Source organism: Mucilaginibacter sp. MD40, assembly GCF_002288635.1.
Lineage (GTDB): Bacteria > Bacteroidota > Bacteroidia > Sphingobacteriales > Sphingobacteriaceae > Mucilaginibacter.
On sequence record NZ_NRSW01000001.1, the window covers coordinates 935031 to 955512 of the forward strand.

A 20482-nucleotide genomic window follows, 5' to 3' on the forward strand; every position below is an offset into this window, starting at 1 on the left:
ATAATGAAGGATTTTTTAATTGTATAAATTTTTATAATCCCAATTTAGCTGATATCTCCAGCATACGTTCAATAGGTTTAACCGCGTCTTTAATGATATGCGCAGGAACTTCAACCTCGGGCATTTCATTTTTAAGGCACAGGTAAAGTTTCTCAAGCGTATTACGTTTCATGTGTGGGCAATCGTTACAAGCACACTGATTGTTAGGAGGAGCGGGGATAAAAGTTTTATCCGGATTATCCTTTTCCATCTGGTGCATAATTCCGGATTCTGTGGCTACAATAAACTCCATTTCAGAGCTATTGGTAGCATACTTAAGAATACCGGTGGTAGAACCTATATAATCCGCCATTTGTAGTATTACTTCCTCGCACTCGGGGTGAGCAAGTATTTTAGCGTTAGGATGGCGTTCTTTAAGCCTGGTGATCTTTTCACGACTGAATATCTCATGTACCATGCAGGCACCATTCCACAGTACAAGGTCTCGGCCTGTTTTTTTAGCTACCCAGGCACCAAGGTTCCTGTCAGGCCCAAAGATGATCTTCTGATCTTTAGGCAAGCTCTCTACAATTTGTACTGCGTTGCTTGATGTACAAACAATATCGCTTAGCGCTTTCAGTTCCGCAGTACAGTTTACGTAGGTGATCACCAGGTGATCAGGGTATTGTTCCTTAAACTTTTTGAACAAATGCGGCGGGCAGCTATCAGCCAGGGAGCACCCTGCTTTCAGATCCGGTAGCAGAACTTTCTTGTTGGGAGATAATATTTTGGCTGTTTCGGCCATGAAATGTACGCCGGCAAAAACAATAATGTCGGCATTTGTTTTAGCAGCCTGTTGCGAAAGGCCCAAACTATCGCCAATATAATCGGCAATATCCTGTATATCTCCTTCCTGGTAATAATGGGCCAGTATAACTGCATTTTTTTCTTTTTTGAGCCTATCTATTTCGGCGAAAAGATCAAGCGACGGGTCAATGTATTCGTCGGCAAATCCTTTCACTTTTATTTCTTCGAAGATATCCATTCCACAAATCAATTAATAATAGCTTCTTTTTATATTAAAATAAAACTATTGTTTGTTAAGGTGTTAGTTATGTTAAAAAGTTGAGATACGAATTAGCTAAAAAGTTGTTTTTCCATTGTTATTAACAATTTTAAACGCTTTTGTATTTTTCATTTACTTGATTTTTAAAACTATATGACAAACAACTTTTACTTTAAATACTTATTTGTTAATAATTGTTGATGTGTAAAAATGTTGATTTCGTTGTGAAACTGTCTTATAAATTGCTTAAAAAATCTGGTAAAAAGTTCCAAAACCGGGTTTATTAACAACTATGCTTTTTTCTGATTTTTTTCCTACACAAATTTAACACCTTTTACCCCGCTTATTAACATAAAACCTAATTTTACACAATACATATACAAAACATGACCAGAAATGTTGATTTCCTTGTTGTAGGATCGGGAATAGCCGGATTGAGTTTTGCACTAAAAGCTGCAAAGCATGGTAAGGTTCTGATAGTTACAAAAGCTAATGAGGACGAAAGCAACACTAAGTATGCCCAGGGCGGCGTGGCAGTAGTTGTGGATAAAAAGGAAGATTCGTTTGAAAAACATATAAATGACACCTTAATTGCCGGCGATGGGCTCTGCGACCCTGAAGTTGTTAAGGCCGTTGTTACTGAAGGGCCGGAAAGGATTAACGAGATAATCGATTACGGAACCAACTTTGATAAGACCAACGACGGTATTTATGATCTTGCAAAAGAGGGTGGGCACTCGGAGTTTCGTGTACTTCATTACAAGGATATTACAGGTTTTGAAATAGAGCGTGCATTATTAGAACAAATACATGCTGAACCAAATATTGAGATATTAACCCATTACTTCGCGGTAGATCTGATAACGCAGCACCATTTAGGTGAATTTGTGGATAAGTCTACTGCAGATATTAAGTGCTATGGCATTTATGCCTTCAATACAGAAACCAACCATGTTGAAAAAATACTTTCTAAGATAACTGTAATAGCATCGGGTGGTGCCGGGCATATTTACTCTGTAACTACAAATCCTATTATTGCCACCGGTGATGGCGTGGCTATGGTGTACCGTGCAAAAGGTAAGGTAAGGAATATGGAGTTTATACAATTCCATCCTACAGCGTTATATAATCCGGGTGAGTATCCATCATTCCTGATATCAGAAGCGGTACGTGGTTTCGGTGGCATATTAAAACGTACTAATGGTGAAGAATTTATGCAGGAATATGATCCCCGTAAGTCATTGGCACCAAGGGATATTGTTGCGAGAGCGATTGACGCCGAGATAAAAAAATCAGGTGAGGATTACGTTTACCTGGATGTACGGCACAAAAGCAAACAAGATATCCTGCAACATTTCCCTAACATTTATGCCAAGTGTTTGGATATGGGTATAGATATGACCCGCGACATGATACCGGTTGCGCCTGCCTGCCACTACATGTGCGGCGGTATTATGGTGGACCATAGCGGCCGTTCATCTATTAACAGGTTATATGCATGCGGTGAATGTTCTTCTACCGGCTTGCATGGCGCTAATCGACTGGCTTCAAATTCGTTGTTGGAGGCGCTGGTTTTTGCACATCGTATATATAAGGATGCCATTGTAGATTTCTCTAACATTGTGGTGCCTGATAACATACCCGATTGGGATGAAAAAGGCGTGCAGCTTTTGAATGAAGACATCCTGGTAACGCATAACATCCGTGAGATGCAGAAACTGATGAACGATTATGTAGGGATCGTTCGTTCTGATTTTAGATTAGAACGTGCCATGCGCCGTTTACGATTGTTGTATGAAGAAACTGAAGAATTTTATAAGCGTACAAAACTATCTGTGAAACTTTGTGAGCTCCGTAATTTGATACAAGTGTCTTACATTGTTGTTAAATCGGCCATGTTGCGTAAAGAGAGCAGGGGTTTACATTACACCACCGATTACCCACAGCATCAGGAAGTTCTGGAGGACACGGTATTTTAGAATATTCGATTGATGGAAAAAAATCCTAATAGAATTGAGATTGCAAGTGATGTGTGTACGAGGGATGGTATCGGAATTGAGGTTTATAAGGATCATAAACTGATATTAGAAATTTTTAGAGATGATACTAATAAAAGCAGGGTAATAACTTTATGGGATAAAGAAATTGGCCTCGCCGATATGGAGTATTATATAAAAATATTCAAAGAAGAAATTCCCTGGGACTTTATAGAGATTAATTGAGCGAAAAACGGGGTTCGAACCCGCGACCTTCAGTTTGGGAAACTGATGCTCTACCAGCTGAGCTATTTTCGCTTATTTCACCAAACATAAAAAAATTTAAGATAAGTTTTAAAAGCTTTTACCTTTATACTTTCACCTTTTGCCTCAAAAAAGCTATGCCCGTAATCCTGCCTGTTAAAGATAAATCACCTGTTATTGGTAAAGATGCTTTTATTGCCCCTAATGCTACCATTGTTGGCGACGTGGAGATGGGTGATAATTGTTCTGTATGGTTCAACGCAGTAATTCGTGGTGATGTGCATTACATCAAAATAGGGAATAATACCAATATCCAGGATAATGCCTGCATACATGCTACTTACCTAAAGTCGCCTACCAATATTGGTAATAATGTATCTATTGGCCATAACGCTATTGTACACGGTTGTACGCTTAAAGACAACGTTCTGATAGGCATGGGCGCCATTGTAATGGACGATGCTGTGGTAGAAGAATATGTTATCATCGGCGCGGGATCTGTGGTGTTAGAGCGCACAGTATGCGAATCAGGTTATTTGTATGCAGGTTCTCCTGCAAAAAAAATAAAGCCTCTTACTGATGAGCAAAGGGCTTTATTAGATCGTTTACCAAATAACTATATTATGTACTCCGGTTGGTTTAAGGAGTAATTTGCTCTTTAGGGATTGTTAGCTGTTCTTCTGACTCCCAGTTAGGACGTAATGTTAATTCCTTATCATATAGCCAAATATTTTCGGGCTGCAGTCGTTGTTTTACATTCCCGCTATCCCAGCGTCCGTTTTTGTTGGCATCATAAATAACCCTTATGCGATACTTACCTGTAAGATAGTTTTTGTATACGATAGAAGTATTGCCGGTTACTACATCACTGCGCAGTCTATTCTTTTGGTTATCCAGTAATTCAACAATGTAACTTTTACCAGGTTCAGGCACCGTGACTTTTAGCGTTAGCTGACTGTAGTTTTCTGGTTTATCCGCTTCAAAATTTGTACCGTTGCGTTTATTTTTATCTCCGTAGATATCTGTAAACGCATCCTGTTCTATAATTAACTGGTACTTCCTTCCCGGCCTGAACCGGTATTTAAGTACTACGGTTCTTGTTGAGGTAGTATCTTTGGTAATGGTGTAGTTCTGTAAAGTTGTAGAATCTTCTTTAAGGACAATTAGGCCCGATTCAAAAGTAGCGATAGGTAAATTAGCAGTTATACGGAGATCGGCACCAGGCTTTAAACGGTTATCCCTGCTCAGGTTATATTTAAAGCCCAGATTACGTACAAATGATTCCTTTTTTCCCTTTCGTTGGTATAGCGTATCTACAGGTTTGTTGTTATCCAATACAGCAACACTTAATGAATCCCATTCCATATTGCGCATGAATACGGTAGCGGTATCGCGGGTCTTGCTTAATTCAACTATTTTTTGGTCGTTTATATTAGGCGGATATAATATTTTTAATACAGGGTTAGGCAGAGGTTTATTAAATATCAATTCTAATACGCCATCTGCACCAAATTTTTTCTCTACTTTAAATTTATCCGGTATCTGTTGAAATAAGGCAAGCCTGATATTAGATGTGTCCTTGGTTAATATGATAGGTTTTTTTGAGAAGGCAATCAATTCTTTATCATTATCAAATATCTTATTGGCGCTTTGCTCTTTTAAAGCATATATGCGATAGGTTCCCTCATGCAGGTTATTCAATGAAAAATTACCAGATGAATCGGTAGTAGTAAAAATGGTAGGCTTTTTTTTACCAAACAGGAGCGAGTCCTGCTTAATAGGGAATATCATTACTGTAGCATCTTTCTCTTTTTCCTGCGTAGTGCTGTTAATCACAGATCCTGACATGCTCAACGAATCAATATGTTCGCCGGTTGAAAAAACATAGGTAAAATTTTTAAGTACGTTGCTCTCGTTTACATCCTGTATGGCTTTACCGAAATTGATAACGTACGTGGTGTTTTTCTGAAGTGAGTCTTTAAATTTTATTTGCAGCGCTTTTCCGCTGATGCTATACTCCGGTTGTTTTTCCTGGGCCGGGCTTATAGTTATTTCCTGGTATTGATTAGTCAATTTGAAAAATTCATCAAATTCCAGGCGTATCTCTTTCGCGTTAAAATTCCTGGTCATGTTTGACGGAGTTGCTTTCAAAAGTTTCGGAGGAGTAAGGTCACGAGGCCCTCCCTGGGGTCTTTGAATAGCGGCGCAGCCAAAAGCAAATAAGATCACCAAAATTAAGGTGACATTTTTAGCAAAAAAGGCAGATTTTCGATTTAACATATATTTTAAGCCCTATAAACGATTTTTCTGTTTCAATGATTGCCAATATTAAAAATTGAAAATAATGGCTTAAAATTGATATTTTATAAATTATTGATTTACAGTATTTTATGCTTTATCTTGACACATGCACCATTAAAACGGATACATCTGATGGTGAAACACCCGAAATTCGAGATGCCTGGCCCAGTGTGCGTGGTTTTATTCTTGCTAATTTTTCTCGAGCTTCTTTTGACAATGAACCTAATTGACTGTAATCAAAATTTGGATTGATCTCACGATCTTCCATTTTCTTCATCTTGTCAACTATTTCCATTTCTTTGATAAAGTAACTCTCATATTTGATTTTTATTTCAGCTTGCTCAACTGTTTCTTTATCATATTTGGCTAACAGCTCTTGTAGTGAACTATCTACCGAGTTTAGTTCATTAAAGCCTACCTGTGGCCTGCTTAATAAATTGAAAAGCTTTGTGTTTTGGTTGATAGCTGAAGTCCCATTCTTTTCTAAAATTGCGTTTACCTTTGATGGTTCAATGCTTTTGGCTTTAGCAAAGGCAACTATCTCATCAGAATTTTTCACCTTAGCATTCACTTTGGCAATACGCTCATCACTTATTAAACCGAGTTCGTGGCCAATTGGGCTTAACCTGATATCTGCATTGTCCTGGCGTAGTAATAAGCGGTGTTCCGCCCGCGATGTAAACATGCGGTAAGGTTCTTCTGTTCCTTTAGTAACCAAATCATCAATTAATACACCTATGTATGACTCTGATCTTTTAAGAATCAGTTCATGTTTATCATTGATCTTTTGGTGCGCATTAATACCTGCAATAAAACCTTGTGACGCCGCTTCTTCATAACCGGTGGTTCCGTTGATCTGTCCGGCGAAGTATAGGTTGCTTATGTGTTTTGTTTCAAGCGTTAATGTCAGCTGCGTAGGAGGGAAGAAATCGTACTCTATGGCATAACCAGGCCTAAACATTTTGGCATTTTCAAAGCCTGGGATTTGCGTTAATGCACGATACTGAACATCTTCGGGTAACGAAGTTGAGAAGCCATTTACATAAATTTCAACCGTATTTAAGCCTTCTGGTTCTACAAATATCTGGTGCCTGTCGCGTTCTGCAAAGCGATTGATCTTATCTTCAATTGATGGGCAATACCTCGGGCCTAAGCCTTTAATACGGCCAGTAAACATAGGAGATTTCTCAAAACCTTCTTTCAATGTTTCATGTACGTTGCTGTTTGTATAGGTTATCCAGCAGCAACGTTGTTCTTCTATACCTTTGACATCAGTGTAAGAAAATTTGCCACGAACTTCATCTCCCCATTGTTCTTCCATCAGTGAGTAGTTTAAGCTACGGCCATCTACTCGCGGTGGGGTGCCCGTCTTCATTCTGCCTGCTTCGAAACCTAATGTTACCAGTTGTTCGGTTAAACCCGTTGCCGATTTTTCTCCTGTACGGCCGCCACCAAATTTCTTTTCACCGATATGTATAATGCCATTCAAAAATGTGCCGTTAGTGAGTACTACGGCGTCAGCTTCTATCTCTAAACCTATAGACGTTTTAACGCCAGCGACAGTGTTATTTTTTACCAAAAGTGATGTAACAGTATCCTGCCACATATCAACGTTTGGCGTACGCTCTAACGCTAATCGCCATTCCTCAGCAAATCTCATACGGTCGCTTTGTGCACGGGGACTCCACATGGCAGGGCCTTTAGACTGGTTGAGCATCCTAAATTGGATAGACGTTTTATCCGTTATAATACCCGAATAGCCACCTAAAGCATCAACCTCACGCACTATCTGCCCTTTAGCTACGCCACCCATAGCAGGGTTGCAACTCATCTGTGCTATGGTACCCATATTCATGGTGATTAATAACACAGAAGAACCTAAGTTCGCAGCCGCTGCAGCTGCTTCACACCCTGCATGGCCCGCACCTACAACTATAACATTATACTTTTTAAACATGATAATATGAATGTTCCACGTGGAACATTGAAAAATTCCTAATTAGATGTTCCACGTGGAACACTGAAAAATGAATATAACCCAAAAGCCGCCCAAATGCTCTCTAATACAACAAAAGGATAAAATTCTATTAAATAGGAGGAGTAGCCACATATGGCCGCTCCGATAAAATTTAAAGCAGAATAAAGTCTGCTTTGAGAATTGATCACCTTAAATAGGTTTAGAACGAAAGCTATAAGTAATATGATAACACCTATAGATGCAATGATATCCGAGTTCTTCATGCTTCTTTAAGTTCTGAAAGTTCCATCCATCGCATCGTTTTTTCCTCCAATTGATCAGTTAATTTACTTAATAGAGCAGTTGTATTATTTAACGTTTGCTGGTCTATATTCGTTGTGTTTAACGAATCATTCCCCACCTGTATTTTATTTTCAAGTTCAGCTATTTCTTTTTCTAAGCTCTCCAATTCCTTTTCTTCTTTGAAAGATAGCTTGCTCTTTTTGGTCTGTGTTGGAGCTGCTGGTACCTCCACAGGCACAGGTTTTTTTGCCTGCTGCTTGCTTTCTTCCAATTCGGTACGATAAGAAGAATAGTTGCCATTAAAGACCCTTACATGGCCGCCAGGTTCCATAATAAAAAGCTGATCGGCCATTTTATCTAATAAGTACCTGTCGTGAGATACCAGCATCAGAATGCCTGGGTATGTGATCAAGAACTCTTCCAATACATTTAAAGTATCAATATCCAAATCATTAGTTGGCTCATCCAGTATCAGGAAGTTGGGGTTCTTCATCAATATCTTCATCAGGTGGAGGCGTTTTTTTTCGCCACCGCTTAATTTGGCCACCATGCCATATTGTTTGGCAGGAGGGAAGAGGAACAAAGTAAGTAACGCCGAAGCAGAAATCGTTTTCCCATCAGCCATGGTAATAAACTCGGCTACATTCTTCACAATATCTATTACACGATCGTCATCTTTAAATACTAAACCCGCCTGGTTAAAGTAACCCATAACCGTGGTTTCGCCAGTATCAATCTTCCCATTGTCTGGTGTTAAGTTGCCGGTTATCAAATTAAGTAGGGTGGATTTACCACTTCCATTTTTACCGGCTAAACCAATCCTATCTCCCTTTTTAAAGGTGTAGCTAAAATCGTTTACAAAAGTATTTTCGCCGAACGCTTTTGTAACGTTATGCAGCTCCATGATCTTATTACCCTGGCGTGCTGTTTTTACGCTGAGCTCAACATTTTGTTTAGGGCCGCCATTTTTGGTTTTGGCCTCTAAATCGTAATAAGCATCAATTCTTGATTTGGATTTAGTGCCCCTTGCTTTTGGCTGGCGACGCATCCACTCCAATTCTTTCCGCAATAGATTGCTGTTCTTTTGGAAAGATGCTTCATCTGCTGCTTCGCGCTCTGCTTTCTTTTCAAGGTAATAGGCGTAGTTGCCGGCATAGGGGATAATCTTACCTTTATCAATCTCCAAGATCTCGTTACAAACGTTATCCAGGAAATACCTGTCGTGGGTAACCATTAAAATGGTTTTGTTACCCTCGGTAAGTAGTTTTTCCAGCCACTCAATGGTATCAATATCAAGGTGGTTGGTAGGCTCATCTAAAACGTACAGTTCGGGATCCTCTATCAACAATTTAGCTAAAGCCAAGCGCTTTTTCTGACCACCCGACAGCGTATTGATATGCTGGTTTAGGTGATGTATATCAAGTCGTCCTAAAATAGTTTTGATCTTGTATTCATATTCCCAGGCATCTATTTCGGTCAATTCCTCCATCACTTTGTTGAGTGCGTCCATATTATCAGGATCATTTTCTAACAACTCCTCATATTTACGGATAGCCTGTTGCTGTTTATTATCAGCATGAAATATATAGTCGCTGATGGTAAGAGCTCCTTTAAAATCAGGGTCCTGCTCAAGGTAACCCACATTAAGCTCTTTGGCCTGTGCTACTTTACCCTCTGTTGGCTTAAGCGATCCTGAAAGTATTTTTAATAAGGTGCTCTTCCCTGCGCCGTTAACGCCAACAAGTGCAACCCTGCGACCACGGTTAATGCCTACGGTTATATTTTTAAATAACCAGTTATCATGAAAAGAATGACCTAAATTTTCTGCCGATATAAACGTGCTCACTTTATCTGTTTAATTTTATCTGTTGTATGTATAAATGTACCTTCAGTATCATCTAACGACTTTTTGTACATAGCCCAGGCAAGTACTGGTGCTTTAATGCTTTGATATTTCTTTAAGCCACCGATTAAAAGCGGATTAACGATATCGAATATGAAGTTAAATATTTTCTCTGCCGGTCGGGAGGTATTACGTTCGCCGTTCAGTATAGCGGGGCGGTAAATATGTAGAACCGGGATTCCTATCATTTCTATATCGTGCTCTACTTCTCCCTTAAGTTTGAGGTAACTATTAGCCGATGACCTGTCGGCACCGATAGCGCTAATAAAATGAAAGTGTTTTACACCTCCATTCTTTGCCAGTTGTGCAAGCTTAACGGGATAATCATGATCTATCTTTCGATATTCATCAGTATCGGGTGTTTGCGATCGAGTTGTGCCCAAACAACTGAATAACGCATGGCCATTAATGGCGTTGGCATACTTATCCAAGTCGTCAAAATTGATAATTAATTGCACCAATTTGGGATGCCTTATGGGTAGCGCTTTACGTACCAGAACTACCACTTCGCTATATTGCTGTTGTTGTAGCAATATAGTCAGTAAATTACTGCCAATAAGGCCGCTTGCCCCTGCAATTATTGCCTTGTATGCCATAACGGTTACTTTAACAGGCAAAATTACACATAATTAAATTGTGGAATGGCTATTGTGTGTTTAAACATATATTTATTTACATCAGATTTATTATGAAAACGATTTATCATCCGGCTAACGAAAGAGGCTATAACGATATAGGTTGGCTAAAGGCAAATTTCTCCTTTAGTTTTGGTCCGTACTATAATCCTGAAAGGGTACACTTTGGCGCATTGCGCGTGCTTAACGACGACTTTATTGCGCGAGGCAATGGGTTCGGTCGCCACCCGCATGACAATATGGAAATTACCACGATTGTATTAAAAGGCGCCTTAGAACACCAGGATAGCATGGGCAATAAAGGAATTATCAGAGCGGGCGACGTTCAGGTAATGTCTGCCGGAACGGGGGTATTCCATTCTGAGTATAACCCTTCGTCAGAAGAAGATACAGAATCGTTACAGATATGGATATTTCCCAAGGTTCCAAACATTGCTCCGCGGTACGATCAGAAACACTTTTCCGATAAACTGAAAAATAATGCTTTTACACGGCTGATATCGCCTGTAAAAAGTGAAGATACACTTTGGCTTAACCAGGATACTACCTTTTCACAGGGCTATTTTGACGCAGGCATTAGTGTACTTTATAATATCCATACAAAAGGAAATGGCGCTTATGTATTTATCCTTGATGGAAGTGTTACAATAGCTGGTAACCTGTTAAACAAAAGGGACGCATTAGGGGTTTATGATACAGACTCCTTTGAGATAACAACCAATTCAGACAGCCAGATACTTATTATAGAAGTACCGATGAACTATTAATAACCAAAATAATATTCGGTGCTGCAAACAATTAGCGAATATTTTGTTTAATACCTTCAAGTATTTCAACACTTATGGCAGAGCAGGCAATACCCGGATATAAAAAATGGCTGGAAGCTGTTGGCGACCAGGGTGTATTTTTTTCCAGCTTTTTTCGTAACCTGTTCAGGGGGGGCTTTGAATGGTCTGAGTTTGTACGCCAATGCTATGAGATAGGCTACCGGTCGTTAATGCTGGTGGGCATTACATCATTTATAATGGGCCTGGTGCTCATTCTGCAGCTTCGACCATCGCTACTGGAGCTCGGTGCCGAAAGCATGTTGCCACGCACTCTTGCCGTATCATTTATACGAGAGATAGGGCCGGTGATCATAGCTATTATATGCGCCGGTAAAGTAGCTTCAGGCATTGGCGCGGAGCTTGGCAGTATGAAGGTTACCGAGCAGATAGACGCGATGGAAGTATCGGGAGCAAATCCATTACAATATCTTGTAGTTACACGTGTACTGGCCACCGCGTTTATGGTGCCCCTGCTTACGCTTATTGGAGATGCCATCGGCTTGTTCGGCGGTTACCTCGCACTAAACTTTACAGATGATATATCCTTTTCACTGTATTTTACCAAGTGCATTTCTTCGCTTGAGTTTATGGATCTGTTACCCGCGGTAGTAAAAACCATATTTTTTGGTTTTGCCATAGGCTTTGTGGGTTGCTATAAAGGCTATAACTCTAATAAAGGTACTGAGAGTGTGGGGCTTGCGGCCAACTCTGCCGTAGTAACCGCCTCCTTATGGATTTTTGTGATTGACGCCCTTGCTGTACAGATCACCAGTATATTATTCTACAGATAATATGGAAGCGGCAGAAACAGATATCAAACTAAAAAAGCCTGAAGAAAAGGGCGAGGTTGTGGTTAATATAGCACACGTTGCTAAATCATTCGGCAATAAGGATGTTTTAAAAGACATAAATCTGCAGCTAAAGAGAGGGGAAAATGTTGTTGTACTGGGTAAATCCGGCCAGGGTAAATCGGTTACCATACAATGCATTGTAGGTATGCTTACGCCGGATAAAGGCACGGTAAAGGTTTTTGGGAATGATGTAGCTCAAATGGGTGAGGAACAGCTCAAAGAGCTGCGTATTAAAATAGGGTTTCTTTTCCAGAGTGGCGCCTTGTACGATTCTATGACGGTGCGTGAGAACATGGAATTCCCGCTTACGAGGATTAAAAAGATGACCGACCAGGCCGAAATTGATAAACTGGTGGAGGAAGCGCTTGATGGAGTAGGCTTAAAGGAAGCTATAGACAAAATGCCCTCAGACCTGTCGGGCGGGATGCGTAAGCGCGCGGGCCTTGCACGTACGCTGATCATGCAGCCTGAAATTATGCTGTATGATGAGCCTACCACTGGGCTGGACCCGATTACATCACGTGAGATAAGCGAATTGATACTGCGTATGCAGGAGAAGTACAAAACATCATCCATCATTATTACGCATGATATGGAATGCGCGCGCATTACTGCCGACCGAATAGTGATAATGAATGATGGAGAATATATAGCAGAAGGCTCTTATGAAGAGTTAGAAAACTCTGAAGACGAGTTTATCAGATCATTTTTTAACCAAACCAAATGAAAACCACATCATCACAAAAAATAAAGATAGGGATATTTACCATTGCCGGTATACTGGTACTTTTCCTGGCCGTATTCTACATAGGTAACCAAAAAGGTATGTTTAGCTCTACGTTTAAGGTGTACGGCATGTTTAAAAATGTTAGCGGCCTTACGGTAGGTAACAACGTACGCTTCGCCGGGATAAACGTGGGCGTGGTTGATGCTATTAATATTGTTAACGACAGCTCGGTAAGAGTTGATCTTACATTGAACAACAGCGTTAAAAAATTCATTAAAAAGGACTCTAAGCTGAGTATTGGCAGTGATGGGTTAATGGGCGATAAACTGGTAGTGATAGCTCCCGGCGGCGTATCAAGCAATACGGAAGTAAACGATGGAAACATGCTTACTGCTGTTAACCCGGTTGATGTAGACAAGGTAATTAATAAACTCACCAAGATAGCCGATAACGCCGAAAAGATAACCGATGGCCTTGCCGGAATAGTTAATAAGGTAAATAGTGGCAAAGGCAGTATTGGCAGGTTGCTGAACAGCGACCAAATTGCTAAGGAGCTTGAGGGTACGGTTAAGCAGGCTAAAACCACTATGAAAGGTGTGCATGCAACTACGGCAACACTTAACGAGGACTTAAAGGCAGCTCAGCATAACTTCCTGCTCCGGGGCTTTTTTAAGAAGAAGGAAAAGGCTAAAAAAGATTCACTGGAAAAGATACAGAAAGCTAAAGAAAAGGCTAAGGAGGAGAAGGAAAAGGCTGCTAAAGAGGCAAAGGATAAAGCAACAAGTAAAAACTAATAATAAAGGGGGCTAAACAGCCCCCCCTTTATTATTTATAACGCTTTAGTAATTTCTTCTGAAAGCGGCTTAACGTTTGAGCGATAGCGGTGGATGAGCTTTCCGTTCTCATCTATCAGGAACTTCTCGAAATTCCATTTGATTTCGCCGGTAAAATCAGGATTAGGTGCCGAAGTAAGGTATTTGAACAATGGCGCTATATCATCACCTTTTACGCTTACTTTTTCGCTAAGCGGGAAGGTTACGCCATAGTTTTTCTGGCAAAATTCTTTTACCTCAGTATTGGTACCAGGCTCCTGACCACCAAAATTGTTTGCAGGGAAACCAACTACAACAACCTTATCAGCATATTGGTCGGCCAGTTTTTGTAGTTCGGCATATTGCGGCGTAAAACCGCATTTTGATGCTGTGTTAACAACCAGTAATTTTTTGCCTTTGTATTTGGCAAGCGAAAAATCTTTTCCGTCGATAGTTTTAAGCTTAAAACTGTAAACAGAAGGAGCCGATGTTACAAACATCAGGGCAAGTATCAGCGCAAATGCTTTCATATTTTTGTTATTAGAAGATGAATAATTTTAAGTAAAAATAGGATTAAAAACTTCTTTTAGCCAGATAGAAATCTTCTTTTCCTGTCATTTTTTTCTTGTCGGCAGCAGTTTTATCTTTATAGCCAAGTAAATGAAGCGCGCCATGTATAAGCACCCGGTGAAGCTCCTGCGTTTCGGTTACACTAAACTTTTCAGCATTATCACGTATCCGTTCTATCGATATAAAAATGTCACTTACAATAAATCCCGGCTTTTCAGAATTATCAAAGGTCACGATATCGGTATAAGTATCATGGTCGAGATACTGGCGGTTTATTTGAAGCAAATATTCATCTGAGCAAAATATGTAATTAAGTTCGCTAAGCTGGTAGCCCTCTTCTTTAATGGTATCCGTTATCCATTTTCGAACGGCTGTTTTATTCTTGAGCTTATAGGCTATGTCTTCTTCAAAAAAGTTAATGGCCGGCATTATATTTTAAAATGTAGTTCAACCTCATTGCCGGCGGCATTAAAAATACACTGGTCTGCAAGATGCTTGAGAATAAAAACTCCGCGACCGGTTAACTCTTCAAGCCTGTCGGGCTCGGTTGGGTCGGGCAGGTTATTATAGTTAAAACCGGGGCCCTCATCTGCTACGGTCCATACAATGCGTCGGCTATCAGCTTCAACGTTCACATAAACGGTCTTCTTCTCGTCGAGTTTGTTGCCATGCAAAATAGCGTTCATTGCCGCCTCGTTAAGGCAGGTCATCATGTTGGCAAAGGTATCTTCACTTACCTGATATTTATCTGCCACCTCCTCTACCAGGGCTTCAAGCGCCGAAATGCTTTCCACTTTTGAGGGGAGTTGCAGGGTATATAGTTCGCCTGTTGCCTTAGCATTGGCCTCTTCCATATCATTTAGAATTAAGTTGATCAAAGTAGTGTTTTATTTTTTGTTTATAGTATAAATTAAGAGCCGGGGGGGCGGTTCTTATTTGTTCTGTTTGTTTAGCTTTAACCTGTTCATAGTCTCGTAAAGCTTTTATATAACCGGGGGGTATATCCTGTGCGGCTTTGCTTTCTATCTTATTGTCCTGCTCGCGCTGCTGTTCGGCTTTTTCAGCTTCCAGCAACCTGGTTTGTATTTGCTGCTGCCGCCTTAAGGCTTCATCGGTTATTTTCCTGTTTACGAGATCATTCTCGGTTTGTTCCATTTCTTTTGAAATTTTATCTAAATTTCCTAACCCGTTTTTACCGTCTTTATTGTCCTGTCTGTTAAGCTGCTGTAACGATTGCCGTATAAGTTGTTGCTGGCGAGCCATTTTGGCAAACTGTTCGCTCATGCCGCCATGCCCGCTTTTGCCCTGGGGCTGATTGCCCTGTTTCTGCATCTGTTCACGTGCTTGCTGCATATTCTGGTTAAGCTGTTGCTGCATTTTGCTGAGCTGCGAAAGCGATTGCTGGTTACCCTTGCCTTTACCACTTTTACTTTTTTGTTTCTGTAGCTGGTCAAGCGCCTCGGTTAGCATGAGCGCAAGGTTATTCATGGCGGCCATAGCAAATTGCTGGCCTCGCAAGGCTTCAGGCGTTTTGCGTTCGCCCAGGTCATCAAGCGCCTGGGTGATATGATCGTTAATCGTAGCAATTTCTTTATTCACAGAAGTTTGTATCTGTGGCACACGCCTGCTTAAAGCGTATAAGCTATCCTCTGTTGTTTTTAAGTTATCTTTAATGTCCTTTTGTTTTTGAGCGAGAGTCGTATAGCCCGGGTCGGTACCACCCATGCCACGTAATGATTGCATAATTTTTTCCTGCGCGAAGGAGCTGTTTACCAGCGCCTTCAGCAATTCGCGCAACTCGCGCGTGTTTATGCTATTACCGCTTTGCTGGCCTTCGGCATCTTCTTGCTGCATTTGTTGCGCCATTTGCTGTATTTTCTGGGCGGCTTGCTGCTGTGCATCTGATGCCTGCTTACGGTTGTTATTTTTCAGTCCGTCAGCGCCTTGTTGCATATCCTTACTTATTTCCTGCTGTTGCTTTTGTGTGTCGTTAAAGTTTTGCTTGTTCCCGTTAAGCTCGCTTGTTTTCTTTAACTCGCCCAAGGCTTGTTTTATCGCTTCGAATTGCCGGTTGAGCGATTGCTGCTGCCGCAGGTCAATTGCGCTGCTCCCGTTTTGTTTACTTTGGTCCGCCAGTTTTTGCTGTTCGGCCGATAGCTGATGCAGGCGGTTAACAGTCTCATTTACTTTTTGCTCAAAATCAAGCTGCTTGTATAGCTCCAGTATCCGGTCTAATTCCTTTTTCAGCGATTTGTTATCCATCTGCATTTTCGAAAGGCCTTCACGGGTATCATCTTTTTGATTCTGCTGCAGCATTTGTTGTAATTTTTCCAGCATGCCGCGCGTTTTGTCGTCAAGCACATTGTTAAACAGGTTTTCAATCTGTTTTTGCATATCCAAAAGCTCCTGTGTTTGCTGCTGATTTTCCTGCCGGTTGTACAGGTTCTTTTTATTATCGTCCTGTATTTCTTTTATTAAGGCATCCAGGTCCTTTCTTTTTTGCAGCAGATCCTCTACTTGTTTTTTTTCATCAAATGATAAAGTGTTTTTATCTACCAATGATTCGCTGAGCTTTTGCGCAGCTTTTTCTACCTGCCCGGCAAGTTTCACCGCCGATGCCATTTTTTGCTTAACAGCAGCAGTGCCTGCGTTTAACTGGTTAGCCAGCGCTGCGGCATCGGGTATATTCAGTGTTTTTTCGGCCGTACGAGCTGTTTTAGGACCGGCAACCGCATCGTTATCGGCCACTTCAAAATAATAGCTTAAACTCTGGCCGGGATTAAGGCCGACTGAGCGCAGGTCCCAGTAATAAAAGAACGCGCTTTGATTACCACTTAGGTCGGCTTTGACCGGTTTGCGGACCTCGCGGATGTTTTTCCCGGTACCTATGCGGTATACTAATCTTAAAGCAGAAAAGCCATGGTCATCCTGTATATGGCCATTAAAATATAAAGCCTTCATACTTACCGAATCGGGCCGTTCGTCGGCTTGTATGGTTGGCGGCTCATCCGCGATTATATTTATACGATAAACAGCAGAATCATTATTGCTTACCTCTTTATTTGCTGCCATGATGGCATAAGTTCCCAGTTTGAGGATGCGCTCGGTATGCGTGAAAATGCCGTTTTTTGTTGGGGATAACCGTTGAGTAACCCGGTTCAGGCTAAATAATAGGTCGCTCGCGTTTTGTGTATGAAGCGCCCAGTCTACCACGGTTCCGGCAGGTACAGTGATGTCTCCTGCATTGTTGATCTCTTCAGGCCTCTTTTTCAGGTAAGCCGGATAAGTAAAGCGCGCGTTGATATGGAGTAATACGGGCTTAGGGTGTACCCTGATATCATAAATAGGCGAGAGGTACCTATTGCCGGATAAGCGGAAGCGGGTGTTTTGCTGCAGATTGTTAAAAAGGAAACTAAAATGGCCAACACTTTTTTTATCGAGTTTAAAAGTAGCGCCTGCCGTTTCTATGTACACGTTATCCGGAAAATTATTGCCTGTCAATATCACATCAAGCTTTAGATCCTGTCCCTGTACCGCCTCAAGCTCTTTGTTGCTAATCTGAAATTGAAAAGGCGATTTCGGTGCATAAAATGTATTATGGTGAATAAGCCGGGCAGTACTCTCCGTAAGTACAGACGGGGCCGTAAAAGCGATAATAATGATCACCGCCGCCGGTGGTATGGCCCATTTGAGGTAACGGTTATTCTCGCGCAGGTCAATAGCCGATGGGAAGCTGATAGGCCTGAGCTTTTCCGTTCGCTGTTTAATACTTGCTTCCAGTAATTCGCGGTGCTGCGGGTTAAGGCTTAACTGCTGTTTTAGCTGAAGGGTGTTCAGTAGGGCATCATTAATGCTTGAAAAATGCTTGCCTATAATTTCAGCAGCAGCAAAATGGTCAATAGGTTTACTTACGCTTAGCGTAGCCAGCATAGGCGGTAAAACCAGCCACACAAATAGCGCGACGTTAAGCAGTATAAAGAAGTAAAACAATAAGGTACGTACAGAGGTATTAAAGTTTCCGTAGTATTCTGTAATAGCGATAATCAGGTAAGCGGAAAGGATACCGGCACCTAAAAAAATAAGGCCCCGCAGCAGGTTGTTGTAATGATATTTACGAATGAAAATATTGACCTTCTCAATCAGCAGATCATCGTTGTTGGGTGCGGTCATATATTATCTCAGTAATATTAACAGAAACATAACGAAAATAGCACAATAATTAATATGCCACCAGCATGACGTTAATTTTGACATAGTAGGGTAATTTTGCGCCAGTTGGTAAAATAAAAAAACAATAGCGGCTTTCGCTTCGCCGTTAAGATACTAACAAATGGATATTAATACTTTCAAGGCCTTCGGCAGTCGCAATTATCGGTTATATTTCGCAGGGCAATCCGTATCGCTCATCGGTACATGGATGCAAAAGACAGCGGTAAGCTGGGTTATTTATACGTTAACGCATTCTACTTTTATGCTGGGGCTTACTATGTTCGCCAGCCAGTTCCCATCATTTGTATTATCGTTATTTGGCGGGGTGGTATCAGACCGTTACAACCGTTTTCGGGTGCTGCTAACCACGCAGGTTGCCTCTATGATACAGGCTACCATACTGGCCGTACTGGTGCTGCTTAAACATTACGCGGTTTGGGAAATACTTACGCTAAGCGTGATACTGGGCGTTATTAACGCTTTTGATGTGCCTGCGCGGCAGTCATTAGTTTACGAGATGATTGAGGATAAGCAAGACCTGCCCAACGCACTTGCGCTAAACTCATCAATGGTTAACCTGTCGCGGCTCATTGGGCCGGCTATAGCGGGCTTTGTACTGGAAATGTGGGGCGATGGCTTTTGCTTTTTGCTGAATGCCGTTAGCTTTATAGCCGTATTGGGATCATTGCTGCTGATGAAGCTGCCGCCATACATCGGCCAAAAGCATACTAAAAATGTTGTTGGCGAGTTAAAGGAAGGTTTTGCCTACCTGAAAGCCTCTCCAGCGCTCACCTTTGTGATCATGATGCTGGGCCTCATCAGCCTGCTGGTACTACCGTTTAGCACACTTATACCATATTATGCCCGCGAGGTGTTTAAGGGAAATGCAACCACCTTTGGGGTTATTGATAGTGTGATAGGACTTGGCGCGTTTAGCGGTGCTATTTTCCTGGCTTCGTTAAAAGGTGGCAGTAACCTCAAAAAAATATTGAGCATTAATACACTTATATTTGGAATAGGGTTGGTGCTGTTTTCGCATGAAAGTACTTACTGGCTCGCGCTGGTGTTTGCTACAATTGCCGGTTTTGGCATGATGTCGCAGATCACCATTAGCAATACGCTTATACAAACAAGTGTTGAACCCGGCATGCGCGGCCGTGTGATCAGCTTTTATGCTATGGCCTACTTTGGGTTACAGCCAATAGGCGGCCTGCTTGTTGGGTTGGTTTCCAAATGGATAGGCGCGCCGGATACGATTTTATTTGAGGGAATTGCGGCGCTGTTAATAGGCTTATTGCATATCCGCTTTTTAAGAAAGGAAAAACTAAAGCAGCAGGATAACGTAATGGCTGTTGATGAACATCATTTACAGGCTGCTGTTTAATACATAAATTAATGATACCTATATATGCCATCCTGTTAAGACTGTTACTTGCCGCGCTGCTTGGCGGTGTAATTGGTTATGAGCGGCAACGCCATGACTGGGCAGCCGGCCTGCGAACACACATGCTTGTTTGTGTGGGCGCCGCGCTAACCATGATGGTGTCTATGGATGGTTTTGGAGATGTGCTCAACAAGCCGGGCGTTTCGCTGGATCCTTCACGTGTAGCCGCTCAGGTAATTAGCGGGATTGGTTTTTTAGGAGCGGGGACTATCCTGTTCATGAAGAACAAAGTAATTAAAGGACTTACAACCGCCGCGGGTTTATGGACAACCGCTGCTATCGGCCTTTCTGCCGGAGGTGGAATGTACATTACTTCAATAGCCACGGCAGTAATAGTACTCATTATTCTGGCGGCCATTAAACCGATTGAAAAGAAACTGTTTGACAAAAACAAATTCACTTCGTTGCGCATCAACATACAAAGCCATCATACTGATATCAGTGCCATACAACAGGTTTTGCATAACCATCATGTAAAGATGGATGAGCTAAGGATATCGGCAGGCGAGCATGATAGCAGCACAATAACCATTTTGATGGCGAAGGCTACCTCAGGAACGCCATCTCTGGCGCTTTTACATGATATGCGCAACCTTCCGGGCGTAAAAGAAGCGGAACTCGGTCGTTAATTGAAGCGGATTAGCTATAAACACTATTT

At 41.5% G+C, this 20482-nt stretch carries 18 protein-coding genes and 1 tRNA gene; 9 read left to right on the top strand and 10 right to left on the bottom strand.

Annotated elements, in window-relative coordinates:
• Window positions 1–31: 31 nt before the first annotated feature.
• Window positions 32–1024, bottom strand: coding sequence for a quinolinate synthase NadA (gene nadA / locus CKK33_RS04230; RefSeq protein ID WP_095702914.1), 993 nt, complete (start codon window positions 1022–1024; stop codon window positions 32–34).
• A gap of 407 nt (window positions 1025–1431) precedes the next feature.
• Here nadA and nadB point away from each other — a divergent pair, with 407 nt between their 5' ends.
• Window positions 1432–3024, top strand: coding sequence for an L-aspartate oxidase (nadB, locus tag CKK33_RS04235; RefSeq protein WP_095702915.1), 1593 nt, complete (start codon window positions 1432–1434; stop codon window positions 3022–3024).
• Window positions 3025–3036: 12 nt separating this feature from the next.
• Entirely contained in the window at window positions 3037–3267 is a 231-nt protein-coding gene (locus tag CKK33_RS04240; protein WP_095702916.1) for a hypothetical protein, read from the top strand.
• On the opposite strand, the gene CKK33_RS04245 is transcribed toward CKK33_RS04240, so the two are convergent.
• Window positions 3267–3339: transfer RNA gene (locus tag CKK33_RS04245), tRNA-Gly, on the bottom strand. The genes CKK33_RS04240 and CKK33_RS04245 overlap by 1 nt on opposite strands.
• An 83-nt stretch (window positions 3340–3422) precedes the next feature.
• Here CKK33_RS04245 and CKK33_RS04250 point away from each other — a divergent pair.
• Window positions 3423–3935 (top strand): gamma carbonic anhydrase family protein, encoded by a 513-nt coding sequence (locus tag CKK33_RS04250; RefSeq protein ID WP_095702917.1) that lies wholly within the window; start codon window positions 3423–3425, stop codon window positions 3933–3935.
• Here the strand turns inward: CKK33_RS04250 and CKK33_RS04255 are convergent.
• The 4 genes from CKK33_RS04255 to CKK33_RS04275 all read right to left on the bottom strand — a co-directional run bounded on the left by CKK33_RS04255 (window position 3925) and on the right by CKK33_RS04275 (window position 10345).
• Entirely contained in the window at window positions 3925–5565 is a 1641-nt protein-coding gene (locus tag CKK33_RS04255) for an Ig-like domain-containing domain (protein ID WP_095702918.1), read from the bottom strand. The two genes, CKK33_RS04250 and CKK33_RS04255, sit on opposite strands and share 11 nt — an antisense overlap.
• Before the next feature lie 115 nt (window positions 5566–5680).
• The gene (gene mnmG / locus CKK33_RS04260; protein WP_095702919.1) at window positions 5681–7543 is read right to left on the bottom strand and encodes a tRNA uridine-5-carboxymethylaminomethyl(34) synthesis enzyme MnmG; all 1863 of its coding nucleotides are present in this window, start codon (window positions 7541–7543) and stop codon (window positions 5681–5683) included.
• A 280-nt stretch (window positions 7544–7823) separates the two neighbouring features.
• Window positions 7824–9692, bottom strand: coding sequence for an ABC-F family ATP-binding cassette domain-containing protein (locus CKK33_RS04270; RefSeq protein ID WP_095702920.1), 1869 nt, complete (start codon window positions 9690–9692; stop codon window positions 7824–7826).
• Window positions 9689–10345, bottom strand: coding sequence for an NAD(P)H-binding protein (locus tag CKK33_RS04275; protein WP_095702921.1), 657 nt, complete (start codon window positions 10343–10345; stop codon window positions 9689–9691). Before CKK33_RS04275 ends, CKK33_RS04270 begins: the two co-directional genes overlap by 4 nt.
• 92 nt (window positions 10346–10437) lie before the next feature.
• On the opposite strand from CKK33_RS04275, the gene CKK33_RS04280 reads away from it, so the two are divergent.
• The 4 genes from CKK33_RS04280 (at window position 10438) to CKK33_RS04295 (ending at window position 13583) form a co-directional block, all read left to right on the top strand.
• Entirely contained in the window at window positions 10438–11151 is a 714-nt protein-coding gene (locus CKK33_RS04280; protein ID WP_095702922.1) for a pirin family protein, read from the top strand.
• A 74-nt stretch (window positions 11152–11225) separates the two neighbouring features.
• Window positions 11226–12002, top strand: coding sequence for an ABC transporter permease (locus CKK33_RS04285; RefSeq protein WP_095702923.1), 777 nt, complete (start codon window positions 11226–11228; stop codon window positions 12000–12002).
• Between the two features lies 1 nt (window position 12003).
• Entirely contained in the window at window positions 12004–12789 is a 786-nt protein-coding gene (locus CKK33_RS04290) for an ABC transporter ATP-binding protein (protein ID WP_095702924.1), read from the top strand.
• On the top strand, window positions 12786–13583 hold the full coding sequence (locus tag CKK33_RS04295) for an MlaD family protein (protein WP_095702925.1): 798 nt from the start codon (window positions 12786–12788) through the stop codon (window positions 13581–13583). Before CKK33_RS04290 ends, CKK33_RS04295 begins: the two co-directional genes overlap by 4 nt.
• A 35-nt stretch (window positions 13584–13618) precedes the next feature.
• On the opposite strand, the gene CKK33_RS04300 is transcribed toward CKK33_RS04295, so the two are convergent.
• Genes CKK33_RS04300 through CKK33_RS04315 form a run of 4 tightly spaced genes read right to left on the bottom strand, consistent with a single transcriptional unit; the run spans window position 13619 to window position 18341 of the window.
• Entirely contained in the window at window positions 13619–14131 is a 513-nt protein-coding gene (locus CKK33_RS04300) for a glutathione peroxidase (protein ID WP_095702926.1), read from the bottom strand.
• A 43-nt stretch (window positions 14132–14174) separates the two neighbouring features.
• Complete coding sequence (gene ybeY, locus CKK33_RS04305; protein ID WP_095702927.1) at window positions 14175–14600, bottom strand: rRNA maturation RNase YbeY; 426 nt, start codon at window positions 14598–14600, stop codon at window positions 14175–14177.
• A complete protein-coding gene (locus CKK33_RS04310; protein ID WP_095702928.1) occupies window positions 14600–15025 on the bottom strand; it encodes an ATP-binding protein in 426 nt (141 codons plus the stop codon). Before CKK33_RS04310 ends, ybeY begins: the two co-directional genes overlap by 1 nt.
• 1 nt (window position 15026) lies before the next feature.
• Window positions 15027–18341 carry a DUF4175 family protein gene (locus CKK33_RS04315; RefSeq protein WP_095702929.1) on the bottom strand — a complete coding sequence of 1105 codons (3315 nt, stop codon included), beginning with the start codon at window positions 18339–18341 and terminating at the stop codon, window positions 15027–15029.
• Between the two features lie 160 nt (window positions 18342–18501).
• Between CKK33_RS04315 and CKK33_RS04320 the strand changes: the two genes are divergently transcribed.
• Window positions 18502–19764, top strand: a complete 1263-nt coding sequence (locus CKK33_RS04320) for an MFS transporter (protein WP_095702930.1) — start codon at window positions 18502–18504, stop codon at window positions 19762–19764.
• Between the two features lie 11 nt (window positions 19765–19775).
• On the top strand, window positions 19776–20453 hold the full coding sequence (locus tag CKK33_RS04325; protein WP_095702931.1) for an MgtC/SapB family protein: 678 nt from the start codon (window positions 19776–19778) through the stop codon (window positions 20451–20453).
• Window positions 20454–20482 lie beyond the last annotated feature (29 nt).